The organism is Thermoplasma sp. Kam2015, assembly GCF_003205235.1.
Taxonomy (GTDB): Archaea; Thermoplasmatota; Thermoplasmata; order Thermoplasmatales; family Thermoplasmataceae; genus Thermoplasma.
In genome coordinates this window covers 153,225-169,476 of the sequence record NZ_QJSM01000018.1, presented here as the reverse complement: position 1 = coordinate 169,476, position 16,252 = coordinate 153,225, and the positions used below count along the sequence as shown (strand labels likewise).

Below are 16,252 nucleotides of genomic sequence, written 5' to 3'. Positions count from 1 at the left end.
TAGACGAACATGTATTGTCCAAAATTATTGAACGCCCATAGATAGGTATACTTTAAACGCTTAAACTAAGATCATGACTTAAATGTCGGTTTATTGTATAATAGTCTTGACTTTTAAGATAGTACTATAATGAACTACGATCGTTCTATGAAAAACTCAATCTAATACAAAATTGTAGGTATCTTCTATGACAATTTTATGATCAATTATGTAGTTGAAATTTAAACTGAATGTTTCATTATTATTGGATGAAAACGCGAAGAATGTAAAATATAGCGGTACATTGTTTGATAGGTTGAAAACAGTATTATTTGAAATGACGTATGAAGATGTATCATTCTGGGCGAGCACAGTTATATTGTAAGGAATAGTTCCATTTATCCAGAGTTGAACTGCATGATTCGGAGATAAGGAATCGTTTACCTGCAAAGCATAAGAAAGTAATAAAATGAATCCTCCTACAAATTCTTTAGCATTCAGGTATATTGTGGAACCACTTCCTATTATAAACGAATTCCCCGTATTATTCACCGAGATATTACCCAGATAGAAAAAAGCTGGTCCGTAAGTAAGATAAACCTTATCCGCTATGGAGCTGGCCTGTATATTATATCCATTGGATATGGTTGCTCCCGCAGGCACAGCACTCGACACAGATAAGGTCACCATAGCCAGAGCTATGGCGACTGCAATTGCATATTTAATCATATACGTAGTTCAGATACAATGTTCTGGAACCAGATAATGTCGAAGATCCGGAAACATCTATGACAAAGCTAATGTAGTAGATATGATCAGGAGTTAGTACTATTGGAGTTACGTTGGAGTATGAAGCTTCCGAATTAGTCGTTGCGTTTTTTATAGAATATCCTGATGATGACCATAATAGAGAAGATTGACTGTTGTTGCTAACGTATATTGATATTCCTGATGGAAGACTGCCGTTTATATAGAGTGCTCCACTTACTCCCACATCCTTGATCTCAAGAACATTCATCAGATAATCGGTGCCTGAATATTTTGTATAGTTAACCATTATGGGGGATCCGCTGGTTATGTTTGCCATATTGCCGGAGCCCGTTACAGGAGCATAAATATATCCATTACTTTTGGCTGTAGCATAATTAGGGCCTGGCATGAGGTAAATACCGTGCGTTGTAGTGCTTACAGATACCGTATATGTATCGGAAACTATGACAGACGCAGTCGCAACCGTAGGAAGCAGTAAGGCAACCGCTATGAGCGGAATTAATTTTTTGAAATTCATAAAAACATGATAATCATTCTTTATTTAAATCTAATTGTGCATATTGAACATATTGCCATATTTCAAATCTTGAGCATTTAGTAAAAGGATGGAAAATACCATGAGCGCATCGATCAGAAGAGTAAACCATATCAGATGATGGAATATGCGCGATGTACCGAGAAAATATCCTATGGTTATGGATCCGAGGAATTCACCTGCATATCGCCCACTGTTGAAGAATCCTATGAGAGATCCGTAATTTCTATAACTGTCTTTCAGCAATAACGGGATGAAGGCAATTTCGAACATGGTATAACCCAAGGCAAATATGAAGAAGCCTGTAGCTACAAGAATCTGAAATTGCCATAGCGAGAACATAAAAATTGCGGAAACCGCAAATAAAAGTAGAGTAATTGTGGAGATCGAATCTTTCATTCCCATTCTTACGCTGATAAAGATACCGAGAATGCCTGCAGTAATCAGGGTAATCAGTATCATCGTTGAATATGATATCCCACCGGCATGCGATACCCAGTATAATGGGAGAAAGAAAAACGATCCAAAGAGAAGAAATGATGAAGCAAACGAAGAAAAAACGAAGGGTACATTGATCTCCAATGCCGGCCTTGCACTGGATTTTACGCTATGTTCCTTCAGCATCGAAATGGGAGTTATTGAGATGAATCCAAGAATGGCAGAAATGAGAAATAATGTACTCAAACCAATATATTGCATGATCCATGGGCCGGCAATTACGCCTATAGCTATTCCAAATCCAGAGAAGGTGCCGACGGCCGCCATATAGATTGTGCGCCTTTCACGATCAGCCTGTTCATTCAGGAGTGCCAACAGTGGACTGCTCATGGCTCCAAAACCAGCTATGGCTCTTGAAAATATAAGTACCAATATGTTAAAAGGATGCCACGAAATTAGATTTCCAAGGGAGAAAAGAATGGCAGATAGATAGGCGATCTTCTTTCTTCCAATGATGTCGGATAAATGACCTAGCAGTATCTGAGAAAATATCATAGCTATACCATATACTCCCAGAGCCATACCGGCCATCAGCCCTGAGTCCGTGAAACGGAACGCATAAAGCGAGAAGACGGGTATAGGCAGAAATGCAGAAAACGTTCTGATGCCCTCTAATATACCTATGAGGGAAACGTTCTCCTCGTGCATCAGGGATGATAGGCGCCTGAACATAGCCATGTTCTTCACGACGCTCCGCTATATAGAATCTCGATATATTATTTCTTGACTTCGGATCTCTCAGAATACGCGATGAAATGCTCTTTTATGGTATTTCGTTTGATTCCCCATTATGGTATTAATCGTATTTAGGCCATAATAATACATTTTTCAAATGTTATATGTTTTTAAAAATGAAAAAATCTTAATATTAAGACTTGAATATCTAATCGCAGTGAAAAAGTTACTCGATGTATCGCATGTTTCCAGCAGGGGTTCGTCTCTGCGCATAACCATACCGAAGAAGGTGATCCAGAAACTGGACATCAAGCCAGAGGATATAATTGGTTTTTTCGAGGATGACGGCAAAGTCACAATAGAGAAAATAGAATGAATCACTGAAATTCTGAGATATCTATGCCTTCTAATGATCTCCTTGCAGGATCGATCATCTCGTCAAGTATAGTGCTAACTGTATTCTTCAATTCAGAAGGCTGTATCTCCCCCTTCACATATGCCTGATCAAATATCTCTGCATTGTCAATAGTGATCTTGCCTTCTTTTCCTAATATCACGATCTCCTTATCGTAGTACGGGATAACGATGTACTTCATTATCTCAGCAACTGGATTCCCATCCACCTGTCCTGGGGGGCAGTAAGCAGCATTTATCTTCCTCTCTATATCCGCACGATCATCGGTCACCAGTATGGCGGAATTCGGGTCGCTCTTCGACATCTTTACGAAATTGTCCATTCTACTGTTACCCTTCAGGCTGCTCAGCAGAAAGCCATGAACGGAGACGACCTTCTTTCTCTTCATCTTCTCAGCTATATCCCTGGCAAGCATGTGGGCATGCCTCTGATCCATACCACCGAAAGCCACGTCAACATCAAGATAAAAAATATCTGTGACCTGCATAATCGGATACAGGTACATACTGAAGTCCTTCTCGGCATCCGTCTCAGTCCTGCCCATTATGGGAAGCGCCCTTATCACCCTCTTAAGTGTACTCTTCTTGGCTGTATTTATGAACATCTGCCAGTAATCGGAAGAATCAACAAGATCTGAAGCCCATATATAATCGGCATCGGTCAGACCTTCAGATCTGAAAGCTTTCTTGAGCACTTCACCCCCTTTTCTTATCAGATCCAGATCGCCGTGAAGCTTGTTATTTATCATCGCATGCCAGTCGGCAAGCAATACAGTTATCTTCATATCATGCTGCAGTTCTGCAAGCTTCCTTGGCCACATAACAGCCGTTGCTATATGGGGTATACCCGAAGGCTCTATCCCAATATATGATCTGACATTATCTGTATTAACCAACTTCTCTGCATCTTCCCTGGTCACGATCTCTCTGGTATTCTTGTAAAGTTTTTCGACTAACTGCATCGTGCTGGTTATCGCTGGTTCCATTAATAAATGTTACATTCGCGCACATGCCAAGGCCGCAAAACGAACAATACTTAGCAAAATAGTCCATAGAAACTGTATTATCAATATTTTCGAAACCATAATAAACTGCACTGAATTAACTCCATGATATGAGATACACTAGGAACTGGAAAGCTAAAAAAGGGCTCATAAGGGTTACGCTTGATCTTGAGGGAAATACGATAAAGGACATCCACATCTCTGGCGATTTTTTCATGTTTCCAGAGAATTCCATTAACGATCTTGAAGATATGCTGAAGGGATCCGATGTCAACAGCGTTGCTGAGATAGTCAAAAAGTTTTACCAGCGCGGGATAACAACTCCCGGCGTTGATCCGGAAGATTTCGTAAAGGCTTTAACGGTGATCTGATGGAAGGAAGACTATTGTTTGTAGAAACTCCTGGAAACACCCGCATGAGCCTTGCGTATGATGAGGCAATATACAGGAGCTTTCAGTATGGCGATAAGCCTATTCTGAGGTTCTATCAGCACGATAGATCGGTAATCATAGGGTACTTCCAAGTAGCAGAGGAAGAAGTCGATCTTGACTATATGAAAAAGCACGGTATAATGCTTGCAAGACGATACACCGGCGGGGGAGCTGTGTACCATGATCTGGGTGATCTTAACTTCTCAGTTGTCAGATCGAGCGATGATATGGACATAACCTCAATGTTCAGAACAATGAATGATGCTGTGGTAAATTCTCTCAGGATTCTGGGTCTGGATGCAAGGCCAGGAGAGCTTAATGATGTTTCCATCCCGGTGAATAAGAAGACAGACATAATGGCAGGCGAGAAGAAGATAATGGGGGCTGCAGGCGCGATGAGAAAGGGCGCCAAACTCTGGCATGCTGCCATGCTGGTCAGAACTGATCTCGACATGCTTTCCGCAGTTCTCAAGGTTCCGGATGAGAAGTTCAGGGACAAGATCGCAAAGAGTACAAGGGAAAGGGTGGCAAATGTATCGGATTTCGTAAACGTTTCAATTGAGGATGTCAGAAATGCTCTCATAAAGGGTTTCTCCGATACGCTGCATATAGATTTCAGGGAGTCGACCCTAACGGAGAAAGAAGAAAACATGGCGGAAGAACTGTTCGACAGAAAGTATAGCACTGAGGAATGGAACATGGGTCTGGTGAGAAAGGAGATCGTCTGAATGATCCATGGTGTTTCAGGCCTTATCTACCAGAGTCCTGAAATGAATAATTCAAAATCAAATCATTTTCTCGAGATGGATAACTTAAATATTTAAAAATCAATATAGATGTGTATGGTTCTTGAAAGCTTTTCAGCCTCGCTGCGTGAGACCATAAGAAAGATCACCGGATCGAGCTATATCGACAAGGAAACCGTTAAGGAGATATCAAAGGATCTGCAGCGTGTGCTGTTGAAGGCCGACGTCAACGTTAAAACCGTGTTACAGGTTACAAGAGAACTTGAGAGAAGGGCTCTCGAAGAAAAACCACCCTCAGGAATGGCCCATCAGGACTATATGGTTCGCATAATATATGAAGAGCTGCTGAAGATACTTGGAGAACCATCAAATGTGAAGCTCAAGCCTCAGACCATAATGCTTGTTGGTCTATACGGAAACGGAAAAACAACAACCGCCGGAAAGCTGGCAAGATTTTTTGCAAAGAAGGGGCTTAACTCAGGACTTATAGCCGCCGACGTACACAGGTATGCGGCATACGATCAGTTGAAGCAGATCGCCTCTGAGGTCAATGCTAAATTCTATGGAGATCAGAACGAGAAGGATCCGGTAAAATTGATCAAGCACGGACTCGAATATCTGAAGGACGTGGCTGTAAAGATAATAGATACCAGCGGAAGAGACTCCATGGATGAGGAGCTGTTCGATGAGATCAAGAGGATAAAGGCCGCAATAAATCCTGATGAAGTGCTGATGATAATAGATGCCACAATGGGGCAGCAAGCGGGACCAGAGGCGAAGGCATTCAATGAGGCCGTTGGCGTCACTGGCATAGTGATAACAAAGATGGATGGTACCGCAAAGGGTGGTGGGGCGCTGAGCGCAGTTGCAGAGATACATGTTCCAATATACTTCATAGGTACAGGCGAACATATGGATGACCTCGAGGTGTTCGACCCGAAGAAATTCCTATCGAGGTTGCTCGGTCTCGGAGATCTTGAATCGCTCTTTGAGACCGTAAAGGAAGCGGAAATAACGGAGGAGGAGGCTCAGGAATCCTTCGAGAAGCTGATGACCGGTAAATTCAACCTCAAGGACATGTACGATGTCTGGGAAAAGTTCTCCAAGCCTGGGCTTATGAAAAAACTTGTGGATGCCCTTCCACTAGCGAGAATACCCGGATCACAGAAGATAGATGAAACCAGGATCCAGAGCGCTGAGGACAAACTAAAGCTTTACAGGATAATAATGGACTCAATGACGTTCCAGGAATTGGAAAATCCTGACATAATAAATGCTAAGAGGATAACGAGGATTGCCAGAGGGGCCGGAGTGAAGGAGGAAGACGTAAGGATGCTGCTGAAGGAATTCAGAGCCATGAAGAACAATATGAAGATGATGAAGGGCAACCGCGGCCTGAAGAAGATGCTGCAGTCCAATTTCAGATCCGGGAATTTCGGCCTGGAGGATCTCGGAATAAAGGAATGAACACGCTTCGTTGAAAAAATTTAATCTTTATTCGTTCCTTTGAGCTGTGATATCACCACAGGCACATCCAGTTTTTCGCTGATTTATTAGCAAGAAAAATTCTCGAATTGACTGAACTTTTTCAATAAAAAGATCAGATGAGGTCTTCAAGTTCCTTGACGACCTCGGGGTATTTTTCAGCGATTGCCTTCAATATTGCCTCTACAGATATCGTGGTTAGTACCTGTTCTGACACTATATCCACGAGCTTGTCCAGCGTATCATCTGATAGCATAGCAAGCTTCTCCTTTGCCACCCAGTTTCTGAGATGCTTCCTTTCGAAGCGTTCCTTGACCAGTTTTTCGTATTTCTGCATCATCTGTGGGGAGTAATCGTTGCTTTCGATGGCCTCCTTTGTTATCTGGGCAGCATACATTCCGGATACTATGGCATTCGCTATTCCTCCGCCGGTTATGGGGTCTATCAGTCTGGCCGCATCTCCCACCAGCATCAGGCCGGGCATGGTTATTGGCATCTTAACCTTTGAGACAGAGACGCCGCCCGTGACAAGCTGTATGTCCTGCCCCTTCTTCAGGCCAGGATGGTTCTCTATGAATCTGTCCAGATAATTCTTCAGTTCGAATCTGTTGTGGATCATGTTTATGGATGAACCGATGCCAACGTTTGCCATTCCCTCTCCCTTTGGAAATACCCATATGTATCCGGCTGGCGCTATGGAACCAAGGTAGAAATCGGTATAGTCCGGATCCACATCAACGTTTATCATTCTGTACTGCAGTGCGGAAATTATGTCGTTCCTCGCCAGTATAACGCTCTTAAGACCGGCCCATCTTCCGAACTCGCTTTCGAAGCCATCTGCAGCTATCACCATCTTGGCCCTGACTTCAACGATCTCGTTGTTGTGGCGTATCTTTGCTCCTGCAACCTTTCCGTTCTCCTTGATAACGCCAAGAGCTGGGGACTTCACCCATACGTCCGCACCTGCTTTGGCTGCCAGTGCTGCAAGATGCTTGTCGAACTTGTCTCTCTCGAGAACGTATCCAACTTCATTCCCTGCCTTCTCGCTCTGAAGCACTATCGGCCTCTTCTCCGATGGACCGTATATTCTGGCACCCTTAACCTCATTCGCTATGAATGATCTATCAGCTTTGATATCCGCTTCATTCAGTATACCCTTGGAAAGTCCCTCACCGCACCTAACGGGCGATCCGATCTCTGGCCTCTTCTCTATCATCAGCGTCCTGAGACCGTACTTTGCGGCATATCTGGCGGCTGTGCTTCCTCCTGGGCCACCACCGACCACAAGAACATCATAGGTTTCCATTGAACCACTCCGCGGTAATCGCACCAGTCGGGCATCCAACTATGCAGAAGCCACATTCAATGCATTTCTCCTCGTGAATCTTTATCACCGTTTCATCGAGCCAAATGGCATCAGTAGGACACATTCCTACGCAAGCTCCGCAATAGTTGCAGAGGTTTCTGTCAACATCCATCTCCGTCTTAACTTTCAGCTCCACCATCAAATACACCTAGAATTAAAGTTAAAACGGTTGCCTGTATATTTGATTTTTGTTAATGCTTCTGATCAAAATCCAGAATGCGATACAAACAAATACATATTTTGCTGACCATATATAATGGGCAATTTCAGAACATCAATTTGGTTTATTGATGAAAAATACGCATGAGTTGTAGTATCATATGCGAAATCATTATGAAAAAAATAATATTTATTCTTTGGATGGGAGTGGTCTTGCGTTGATCTTTTCAAATTCCTTTCTTGTCATTTTATTTATCAATGTGTCGTATTTTTTGAATATATCATTATAATTATCCTTGAGTTTCTTTATCTCTGCATCCCTCTGAAGTATAAGATCCTTCATCTGTGATATGGTTGACATTGCGTTTGCCAGATCGCTCCTTACCTTGTCGTAGTCCTCGAGTGTCTTCTTCATGCTCTCATTTTCAGCATATATCTGCTTTATCCTCTCATCTATGCCATTCTGTATGTCGTCCATCTGCCTCTGCATGTCGGCAAGTGACTGGTCTATCTGCACCTTTGTATTTCCGAGATTGGCTAGTTCCTGCTTCGCCTGATCGATCTCCTGCAACAGTCTATCCTTCTGGATCTTGAGATCCTGTATCTCAGCCTCCATCTTTTTCCTCTCGCCGGCCAGACCTGTATCGGAATATATGCTGTCGATGATCTCGATTATGGGCCTCATGGCAGTCCTGACAAGATCCAGTTCAAAGGGGCTTTCATCATTGGTCATATCCTGTATGACAAATTCCTTGAGATCGTTCAGCTTCTCGTCTACAGGATTCTTCTCAAGCCTCTCTGTAATCCGGTGATAAAGATATCTCACAAATTTCTGGTTATAATCATTAACCTCAAGATTCCTGAGATAGCCGTAGAGCGATATCCTATTTACCTTCTCTGGCTCAAATATCCATTCTGGTATGGAATTATCCGTACCTGTTCCGTTGAAATATTCGTAAACAATGTCCCTGTAACTTTTCCCGCTCTCCTTAACCCTGGCGTCAAGATCCGCGGGGATTTTGAATCTGACATCCTTAAGAGGTGATTCTTCTACCATTCCTTACTTTATTCCGTCAGTATAATATATATTTATCGATGCTGATTCTGCCGTTATGAGAAATATCGGCTTTGTCCGTATGATAGCCATTCAATGATGATCGAAAAGGACGCTTGGCGGACAATTTATGCAAAAAACACAGGTAAATATTTATTTCTTAAAGATAAATAACCCGAGGATGTTATCTATTGCTGAGGTTTCCACTAAAGCTTACGTTGGATCAAAGGTTGCCATAAGAGGTTGGGTGTACAGAATCAGGAGCAGCGGGGGAGTCACCTTTGTGGTCGTGAGGGATTCCAGCGGCATAATACAGTGCACCGCTAGAAAGAATGAACTCCAACCAGATGTCTATGATTCAATAGCATCTCTGGGTATAGAGAGCAGCGTTGAATTTCATGGAACGCTCAAGGAGGATAGAAGATCACCATCCGGATATGAGCTTGCGGTGGATTCCTGCAGGATCTATCAGAAGAACGATGTTTTCCCGATAACCAAGGATCAGGGCGAGGAATTTCTGCTTGATAACAGACACCTATGGCTCAGGAGCAGGGAGTTCACATCCATCCTGAAGGTAAGGTCTACCATATTCAGATCATTTGCTGATTTTTTCTATGAGAATGGTTATTACCAGGTGCAGACGCCGTTTATGGTATCGACCGCCGTGGAGGGCGGATCCACCCTTTTCAAGGTGGACTTCTTCGGCGAACCCATATTTCTGAACCAGAGTGCACAGTTCTATCTGGAGACCATGATATACAGCCTGGAGAAGGTTTTCACCATCGCACCGAGTTTCAGAGCTGAAAAATCCAGAACAAGGAGGCATCTTACGGAATACTGGCATGCAGAGGCTGAGGTCGCCTGGATCGATAACAATGAGATGATGGATATCGAGGAACGCATGATATACTACATAATAAGCAGGGTAATTGAGGATAATGAGGACGATCTTAGGATGCTTGGAAGAGATCCGGATCTGCTCAAAGGAATGAAACCTCCATATCCCAGAATAAGGTATTCCGAGATAATAAAGACAGCAAATTCCATAGGCCTAGCACTGAAATACGGCGATGATCTTGGTGCAGACGAGGAGAGACAGATAACCATGAAATATGACAGACCAATATTTGTGACAAACTACCCCAAGGAACTGAAACCCTTCTACATGCCCGTGGATCCAGAGAATCCGGGCGAAGTCCTGAACCATGATATGCTTGCGCCAGAAGGCTACGGAGAGATAATCGGTGGGAGCCAGAGGATTTGGAACTATGACGAGATGATGCAGAGGATCAGGGAAGCAAATCTGGACGAAAAGGCCTATTACTGGTACATAGATCTGAGAAAGTACGGCAGCGTTCCACATTCAGGGTTTGGCCTTGGCCTCGATAGACTGGCCATGTGGATAATGCACCTTGACAACATAAGGGAAGCGATACCCTACCCGAGAACGATAAGGAGGACAAGACCCTGAAATGGATATCTCAATCCCATGATGGGACGTGCCTTAAAAATAATGATCAACGGTCATATTCTTGCCTCGCCAGAGACCTATTCATCGTGATGCTTCTCTGCGGCATCCCATTCAGACGAACATGGCAGCGCTCGCCACCACGGTTAAAAAGGACGACAGAAAGTTGACCTGCCCCTTGTTCAGCTTTCCACGATTTTCGAATACAGCGCCAAGTAGGCTGTCTATCTGGCAGCCAACAAAACCCGCTCCGGTCACCTCCACCACCTTCGCCATATTTATTCCATGGTATGCGAAGATGGAGTAAGATATGGCTATGATCAAGCCCCCTAATATCGCGGCCATCTCGCCCGTGAGCGATATGCCACCATTGACGCCGGGTTTGACCCTCCTGAAATTTGTTATCATATACACCTTCTGATCTATCACACCTATCTCAGACGCGAATGTATCGGAATTTATGACTGCGAACGATATTGCGAATAATTCGAAGAAATAGTTCTGCATATGTGGATAGATACCGTATATCAGCGTTATCAGTATGCCTACAAGGGCAGCGTATGCGACGTTGGATATGCGTCGCTCTCCATGCTGACCCTCCTGAACCTTCATCTTCACCTTCCTTCTGAAGAAGGCCTTAGTGGCCAGAAATGATGAGGCAACGAATATCAGCATGAGTATAAGCCAGTAAATAGAACCAAGGAAAGAAACGATCGCTCCTATAAATAAAGCAGCCAAGCTACCCTTGAGATCCAGAACGTTCAGTTTCAAAGAGATCACGAAGAGCACCGCAAGTATGGCAAGGGTAAGGAGGATCGTTTCTATGGTCGTTTTACCAGCCCCTTTCCTGAAGCCTCATATCCTTGGGTATGGACTCTATGTCCACGCCCGGCATACCCTGAAGCCCTTCGCTTGCCTTCTCCACAGCTTCGTAGTCTCTATAGTTTTCCACGGCCTCTACTATGCTCCTGGCCATCTTTTCTGGGTTCGGTGATTTGAATATGCCGCTGCCCACGAAAACGCCGTCCGCTCCAAGTTCCATCATCAGGGCGCCGTCTGCTGGTGTCGCAACTCCTCCTGCCGCAAAATTCACAACCGGCAGTCTGCCAAGTCTGCGTATCTGCCTTAAGATTCCAAGAATTTCGCGTTCAATCCTGCTCCTGCTCAGACCTGCATACACCGAATCGTAGGGCAGCTTCCCTTCTGATCCCATAAGATCCTTCGAGGCTTCGTCTCTGAGCGTGAAGTAAGATGACGAAATATTGGAAGCAACAGAACGCAGATCCTCATCGGTCATCTTCTTGAGGATGCTTATCTCCTCGTTTACCTTCCTTATGTGCCTCACGGCCTCTATTATATTACCCGTCCCGGCCTCACCCTTGGTCCTTATCATTGCTGCACCCTCAAATATCCTCCTAACCGCTTCTGGAAGGTTCCTAGCTCCAGCTACAACCGGGACGGTCAGGCTTTTCTTATAGAGATGAAAGAATGGATCGGCAGGTGTGAGGACTTCACTCTCATCAAGCATATCAACGCCTATCTTCTCCAGCACATACGCCTCAGATATATGCCCGATCCTTACCTTAGCCATCACCGGAATTGAAACCGCATCCATGATCTCCTTTATCTTCAGCGGGTCAGCCATCCTGGCCACTCCACCCGCCGCCCTTATATCAGCAGGCACGCGCTCCAGGGCCATAACCGCCACTGCACCGGCAGCCTCTGCAATCTTTGCCTGTTCGGCAGTGGTAACATCCATTATTACACCACCCTTCGTCATGGCAGAGAACCCTCTCTTGATCAGTTCGCTGCCGAAACGGAGCTTGGTTAGATCAAGTGTCATACGTTGATATTGACATGTTAAATATAAAGGTTAATGAGATCTGGAAATAGGATAAGTCTTTACATTTCAGCAATTTTCCCTCTGCCGCCGTCCAATGACAAATCTTTAAACTATTATATGTATTATTGAGCAATGGTAGTTTCGCCCATTGAATACAGATATGGCAGAAAACAGATCAAGGATATATTCGATGAGGAGACCAGGCTCCGTTATATGCTTAGCGTTGAAGCTGCAATTGCAAGAGCCGAATCGGAGCTTGGCATCATACCAGCTGAAGCCTATGAGAATATACAGAAAGCTGTGGATTCTGGATCTGTGAGGATCGAAGAGGTCAGGCAGGTGGAGAACGAGATTAAGCACGACGTCATGGCCATGGTGAAGGTTCTATCAAAATATTCAGGCGACGGATCGAGGTATGTGCATCTGGGCGTGACATCAAACGATATCAACGACACGGCCACTGCACTCCAGATGCGAGATTTTTCTTCACTCTACCGTTCGAACATTGTATCGTTCATCAAGACGCTCATCGGACTTGCGGAGAGATACAGAGATCTGCCGATGATGGGAAGAACCCATGGGCAGCACGCATCACCCATTACTCTGGGACTCAAGTTCGCCGTCTATCTGGCCGAGATGATCCGGCATCTGGATCGCTGGGATCAGATGTCCACAAGGGCATTTGCTGGAAAGATACTCGGACCGGTAGGGACTGGCGCGGCTCTTGGCGAAAAGGCGCTTGACGTCCAGAATAGGGTCATGGAGATACTTGGCATCTATGCTGAGGATGGCGCCACACAGATAGTGAACAGAGATCGATATATAGAATACCTATCCGTTATAAACGGTATAGCAGTAACGCTAGAAAAGATAGCGACAGAGATAAGAAATCTACAGAGACCGGAGATAGACGAGATATCGGAGTATTTTGATTTCGACAAGCAGGTTGGTTCCAGTTCAATGCCCAGTAAGGTGAATCCCATAAATTCTGAAAATGTAGCAAGCCTATCCCGCCTGATAAGATCCATGATAATACCAGAGTATGAGGCCGGTGTAACATGGCATGAAAGGGATCTTACGAACAGCGCATCAGAACGTTTTGTGATACCCTATGCAAGCATACTGATTGATTACGCCACAGATAGGCTGAACGGCGTGCTCAGAACACTTGTGGTGAAGGAGGATAACATAAGGAGGAATCTTGAAAGCGATGATAGCATATATTCCGAAGGCGTAGTGACCCTGCTCACAAGAAATGGAATGGGCAGGCAGGACGCTCATGAATTTGTACGTAAAGCCGCCATGTACGCAAGAAGCAGAGGGATAAGCTTCAGGCAAAGTCTCATAGAAAATGGTATAGATAAATATGTCAGCCGATCCGATCTGGATAAAAATATGGATCCTGCAAACTTCATCGGATCGGCGCCCATCATATGCGATATGATATTGAAGAAAGCGAGAAAAAGGATCGGGATGGTGGATGGAGAGCAAGCTTCCTGAGAACAGACGTATAATGGAGGTCATTCTGGACACTCTTCAAAACGGAGAGCAATCCATATCAGGCATTGCAGGCGTACTGAAGGCCAATGACTTCAAGATGCATCGCATAATGCTTTCTGGATATCTCAAGGCACTGGTGGATGTTGGAATTCTCAGGGAAAGACGAATAAAGCCCGTTACCCTCTATTCAGTCTTGAAGAGGCAGGATCTCAGCATATACGAGATCACGGGAAATACCATACGTACATCTGTGAACAGGATGGATGGGGATCTCGCACTCAAGCTGCTTCACAGCATATTGAGGAGACCCATATTCCTCACAGAGATAGAAAGATGCGGTACAAAGAAGCCGATGAATTTCGAAACCGTTATATGGGAACGCAGAAAGGAACTGATAAAGAAGCTGTCGGAGTCCGGCATAATGATCCCGGACACGGACATGCTTGTGATACCAAGGGAAACCGTAAATGATGCCACGGTTGATCTTCTTTCTGCGCTTATAGGCCAGCTTATTGACTTGAAGAAATACACCATTCCGGATAACGACAGAAAACAGAAAACGTTGGATCTATGATGCAGTTATCGTAAACTGCGATGTTTTTACTGAAAATGCCGCCGAATGAAGAAACGCATTAGATGATCCTCACTCTGTCAATATATACTATCTATTATAAAGTAACCGCCAGATCCTTTCCAGACCTTATGCCCATTCACTCTGAGCTGCCTTTTACCAAATCCGAATACGAATGTCTCATATTCTCCCCCTTCGCCCGTTATATTTATACCATATCTCCTTTCAAGAGATACAAGGTGTTCTGCATATGACTCATCAATCTCCATCCCAAGATCCCTATCCGTGAAGCCATCTGCAGACACCGACACTATCATTGCCCTTATGCCTGCGTCCAGAATTTCCCTTATCACCCTGTGCTGATCTATCCTCCACAGCGGTGAATACGAGATTATGGACGCTTCGGTTGCAATTCTCTCAAGCCTTGTCTTCTGGAATTCAGAGGCAATGGCTCCTGAAATTATCGCTCTTGCGCCTTCACGGACGAACTGGAATATGCGATCCCTGAATTCATCTTCCAGTACATAGACATAATCCAGACCGAGCAGATCGGCGACTGATCCAGCCATGTCAACATTTGGGAAATGGAACATGTATGAATATTCCTTCGGCCTCACTATGACGGCCTTTATTATATCCAGGCCCTGCTGCATCGCTATGTATGCTGACAAGAACGAGTCCTTGCCGCCTGATAGCAGCGCGATGACCTTCATCACTCTATCCTCCCTAGCTTCGGTTTTTCAGAAAAATGCTCATAACCTCTACCCACTATGCGCTGCCATGATCTTCCGTCAAATATTATATTATCACCCTCCCATGTTTCTCCGATAAAGTGGACCTCTATATGCTCAGAATCCATTGCAGCCTGAAAATCCTTGTAATCTGATTCATCCACAGTGAACAGTATCTCGTAGTCCCCACCGTAATTTGCAGATATATCATAGACATCAGAACCTGATATCTCCGACGCCTTGCTTACGGATTCATCAAACACGATCTCATCCCTGACTATGCGAAATCCAACACCATAATCCTGTTTCATCTGATCAAGAGATGAATACAGGCCGTCAGAGAGATCCATCATGAATTTTGCACCATATTCACTCATTTTGATGGCTTCGGTTATCCTGGGTTCAACTCCAAGGAGCATGAATATACCCCTCTTTCTGTCATAACCGCTCCTATAGAATATGTAACCGCTTGCCGCCCTGCCTATCCTGTTTGTGTATCCTACCATCTGTCCCTTCGCTATATCCGAACGCTTTCTCGTGAGCTTCTTTGTCTGTCTTCCAATGGCTATCCCCGTAAGCGTCAGATCATCACCCTCCTTCATATCTCCGCCGATGAAATCAACTGAATACTTTCTTAGAACAGACATCATGCCTCTCTCTATGGATTCAACATAGTCCATATCCAGGTCAGGATTCAGAGAATAGGCCGTCATGAAGTACTGTGGGACTCCGGCCATTGCCGCAATGTCGCTGAGGTTTATAGACGCCATGAAACGGCCTGCAAGTTCCGGATCGGTTCCGTCTGGTATATGTGTATCCTTTCTTATCACGTCGGTTGTGATGAGAATATAGTGATCTCCCTCATCTATGTAGGAACAATCATCCTTATATGGGAGGCCCGTGATTGAAGCCAGCCTTGATATGATCGATCTTTCGCCAAGATCCCTCAGCTTCATTTCGATCAGGTTATGACTTGCTGTATTTTACAATTATCGGATGTGAATGAACGGCAGATCTCTGAA

General features: G+C 44.4%; 18 protein-coding genes. 7 read left to right on the top strand and 11 right to left on the bottom strand.

Translation table 11 applies throughout. The annotated features are described in order from the left end of the window. Positions 1–156: 156 nt before the first annotated feature. The 3 genes from DMB44_RS02545 to DMB44_RS02535 are packed head-to-tail and all read right to left on the bottom strand — an operon-like array spanning position 157 to position 2,461. Positions 157–708, bottom strand: coding sequence for a hypothetical protein (locus DMB44_RS02545; protein ID WP_110640479.1), 552 nt, complete (start codon positions 706–708; stop codon positions 157–159). Then, the gene (locus DMB44_RS02540; protein ID WP_110640477.1) at positions 701–1,267 is read right to left on the bottom strand and encodes a hypothetical protein; all 567 of its coding nucleotides are present in this window, start codon (positions 1,265–1,267) and stop codon (positions 701–703) included. The genes DMB44_RS02545 and DMB44_RS02540 overlap by 8 nt, the downstream gene beginning before the upstream one ends. Positions 1,268–1,297: 30 nt before the next feature. After that, a complete protein-coding gene (locus DMB44_RS02535) occupies positions 1,298–2,461 on the bottom strand; it encodes an MFS transporter (protein ID WP_237265259.1) in 1,164 nt (387 codons plus the stop codon). A gap of 214 nt (positions 2,462–2,675) precedes the next feature. Here DMB44_RS02535 and DMB44_RS02530 point away from each other — a divergent pair, with 214 nt between their 5' ends. Continuing rightward, positions 2,676–2,834, top strand: a complete 159-nt coding sequence (locus DMB44_RS02530; protein ID WP_161952078.1) for an AbrB/MazE/SpoVT family DNA-binding domain-containing protein — start codon at positions 2,676–2,678, stop codon at positions 2,832–2,834. Between the two features lies 1 nt (position 2,835). Here the strand turns inward: DMB44_RS02530 and DMB44_RS02525 are convergent, their stop codons facing one another. Further along, positions 2,836–3,834, bottom strand: coding sequence for a tyrosine--tRNA ligase (locus DMB44_RS02525; protein ID WP_110640665.1), 999 nt, complete (start codon positions 3,832–3,834; stop codon positions 2,836–2,838). Positions 3,835–3,986: 152 nt separating this feature from the next. On the opposite strand from DMB44_RS02525, the gene DMB44_RS02520 reads away from it, so the two are divergent. From DMB44_RS02520 to DMB44_RS02510, 3 genes are all read left to right on the top strand, one after another. Further along, positions 3,987–4,247 (top strand): lipoate protein ligase C-terminal domain-containing protein, encoded by a 261-nt coding sequence (locus DMB44_RS02520; RefSeq protein ID WP_110640471.1) that lies wholly within the window; start codon positions 3,987–3,989, stop codon positions 4,245–4,247. After that, positions 4,247–5,035, top strand: coding sequence for a biotin/lipoate A/B protein ligase family protein (locus tag DMB44_RS02515; RefSeq protein WP_110640469.1), 789 nt, complete (start codon positions 4,247–4,249; stop codon positions 5,033–5,035). Before DMB44_RS02520 ends, DMB44_RS02515 begins: the two co-directional genes overlap by 1 nt. A 114-nt stretch (positions 5,036–5,149) precedes the next feature. Then, positions 5,150–6,520 (top strand): signal recognition particle protein Srp54, encoded by a 1,371-nt coding sequence (locus DMB44_RS02510; protein WP_110640467.1) that lies wholly within the window; start codon positions 5,150–5,152, stop codon positions 6,518–6,520. Between the two features lie 133 nt (positions 6,521–6,653). Here the strand turns inward: DMB44_RS02510 and DMB44_RS02505 are convergent, their stop codons facing one another. From DMB44_RS02505 to DMB44_RS02495, 3 genes are all read right to left on the bottom strand, one after another. Further along, positions 6,654–7,844 carry a digeranylgeranylglycerophospholipid reductase gene (locus DMB44_RS02505; RefSeq protein ID WP_110640465.1) on the bottom strand — a complete coding sequence of 397 codons (1,191 nt, stop codon included), beginning with the start codon at positions 7,842–7,844 and terminating at the stop codon, positions 6,654–6,656. Further along, complete coding sequence (locus DMB44_RS02500) at positions 7,831–8,043, bottom strand: 4Fe-4S binding protein (protein ID WP_110640463.1); 213 nt, start codon at positions 8,041–8,043, stop codon at positions 7,831–7,833. Before DMB44_RS02500 ends, DMB44_RS02505 begins: the two co-directional genes overlap by 14 nt. Before the next feature lie 210 nt (positions 8,044–8,253). Next, positions 8,254–9,120 carry a hypothetical protein gene (locus DMB44_RS02495; protein ID WP_110640461.1) on the bottom strand — a complete coding sequence of 289 codons (867 nt, stop codon included), beginning with the start codon at positions 9,118–9,120 and terminating at the stop codon, positions 8,254–8,256. Between the two features lie 178 nt (positions 9,121–9,298). On the opposite strand from DMB44_RS02495, the gene asnS reads away from it, so the two are divergent. Continuing rightward, entirely contained in the window at positions 9,299–10,588 is a 1,290-nt protein-coding gene (gene asnS / locus DMB44_RS02490) for an asparagine--tRNA ligase (RefSeq protein ID WP_110640459.1), read from the top strand. 111 nt (positions 10,589–10,699) lie between these two features. Here the strand turns inward: asnS and DMB44_RS02485 are convergent, their stop codons facing one another. Further along, the gene (locus DMB44_RS02485) at positions 10,700–11,374 is read right to left on the bottom strand and encodes a TIGR00297 family protein (RefSeq protein WP_255414301.1); all 675 of its coding nucleotides are present in this window, start codon (positions 11,372–11,374) and stop codon (positions 10,700–10,702) included. Positions 11,375–11,417: 43 nt separating this feature from the next. Further along, the gene (gene pdxS, locus DMB44_RS02480) at positions 11,418–12,428 is read right to left on the bottom strand and encodes a pyridoxal 5'-phosphate synthase lyase subunit PdxS (protein WP_110640455.1); all 1,011 of its coding nucleotides are present in this window, start codon (positions 12,426–12,428) and stop codon (positions 11,418–11,420) included. A gap of 132 nt (positions 12,429–12,560) precedes the next feature. On the opposite strand from pdxS, the gene purB reads away from it, so the two are divergent. Together purB and DMB44_RS02470 are read left to right on the top strand one after the other, a co-directional pair. Beyond that, positions 12,561–13,928, top strand: a complete 1,368-nt coding sequence (gene purB, locus DMB44_RS02475; protein ID WP_110640453.1) for an adenylosuccinate lyase — start codon at positions 12,561–12,563, stop codon at positions 13,926–13,928. Beyond that, the gene (locus tag DMB44_RS02470; RefSeq protein ID WP_237265248.1) at positions 13,909–14,502 is read left to right on the top strand and encodes a hypothetical protein; all 594 of its coding nucleotides are present in this window, start codon (positions 13,909–13,911) and stop codon (positions 14,500–14,502) included. The genes purB and DMB44_RS02470 overlap by 20 nt, the downstream gene beginning before the upstream one ends. A 77-nt stretch (positions 14,503–14,579) precedes the next feature. Here DMB44_RS02470 and DMB44_RS02465 read toward each other — a convergent pair whose 3' ends face one another. After that, positions 14,580–15,212, bottom strand: a complete 633-nt coding sequence (locus DMB44_RS02465; protein WP_110640451.1) for a diphthine--ammonia ligase — start codon at positions 15,210–15,212, stop codon at positions 14,580–14,582. Next, positions 15,212–16,186, bottom strand: a complete 975-nt coding sequence (locus tag DMB44_RS02460; protein WP_110640450.1) for a thiamine-phosphate kinase — start codon at positions 16,184–16,186, stop codon at positions 15,212–15,214. The genes DMB44_RS02465 and DMB44_RS02460 overlap by 1 nt, the downstream gene beginning before the upstream one ends. Positions 16,187–16,252 lie beyond the last annotated feature (66 nt).

Bases quoted from the DNA above. Each gene is read 5' to 3' on its own strand.
- DMB44_RS02510 (WP_110640467.1), top strand. From the start codon at position 5,150: ATGGTTCTTGAAAGCTTTTCAGCCTCGCTGCGTGAGACCATAAGAAAG.
- DMB44_RS02520 (WP_110640471.1), top strand. From the start codon at position 3,987: ATGAGATACACTAGGAACTGGAAAGCTAAAAAAGGGCTCATAAGGGTT.
- DMB44_RS02545 (WP_110640479.1), bottom strand. From the start codon at position 708: ATGATTAAATATGCAATTGCAGTCGCCATAGCTCTGGCTATGGTGACC.
- DMB44_RS02465 (WP_110640451.1), bottom strand. From the start codon at position 15,212: ATGAAGGTCATCGCGCTGCTATCAGGCGGCAAGGACTCGTTCTTGTCA.
- DMB44_RS02460 (WP_110640450.1), bottom strand. From the start codon at position 16,186: ATGAAGCTGAGGGATCTTGGCGAAAGATCGATCATATCAAGGCTGGCT.
- DMB44_RS02515 (WP_110640469.1), top strand. From the start codon at position 4,247: ATGGAAGGAAGACTATTGTTTGTAGAAACTCCTGGAAACACCCGCATG.
- DMB44_RS02535 (WP_237265259.1), bottom strand. From the start codon at position 2,461: ATGGCTATGTTCAGGCGCCTATCATCCCTGATGCACGAGGAGAACGTT.
- pdxS (WP_110640455.1), bottom strand. From the start codon at position 12,428: ATGACACTTGATCTAACCAAGCTCCGTTTCGGCAGCGAACTGATCAAG.
- DMB44_RS02505 (WP_110640465.1), bottom strand. From the start codon at position 7,844: ATGGAAACCTATGATGTTCTTGTGGTCGGTGGTGGCCCAGGAGGAAGC.
- DMB44_RS02495 (WP_110640461.1), bottom strand. From the start codon at position 9,120: ATGGTAGAAGAATCACCTCTTAAGGATGTCAGATTCAAAATCCCCGCG.
- asnS (WP_110640459.1), top strand. From the start codon at position 9,299: ATGTTATCTATTGCTGAGGTTTCCACTAAAGCTTACGTTGGATCAAAG.
- DMB44_RS02525 (WP_110640665.1), bottom strand. From the start codon at position 3,834: ATGCAGTTAGTCGAAAAACTTTACAAGAATACCAGAGAGATCGTGACC.
- DMB44_RS02500 (WP_110640463.1), bottom strand. From the start codon at position 8,043: ATGGTGGAGCTGAAAGTTAAGACGGAGATGGATGTTGACAGAAACCTC.
- DMB44_RS02540 (WP_110640477.1), bottom strand. From the start codon at position 1,267: ATGAATTTCAAAAAATTAATTCCGCTCATAGCGGTTGCCTTACTGCTT.
- purB (WP_110640453.1), top strand. From the start codon at position 12,561: ATGGTAGTTTCGCCCATTGAATACAGATATGGCAGAAAACAGATCAAG.
- DMB44_RS02470 (WP_237265248.1), top strand. From the start codon at position 13,909: ATGGAGAGCAAGCTTCCTGAGAACAGACGTATAATGGAGGTCATTCTG.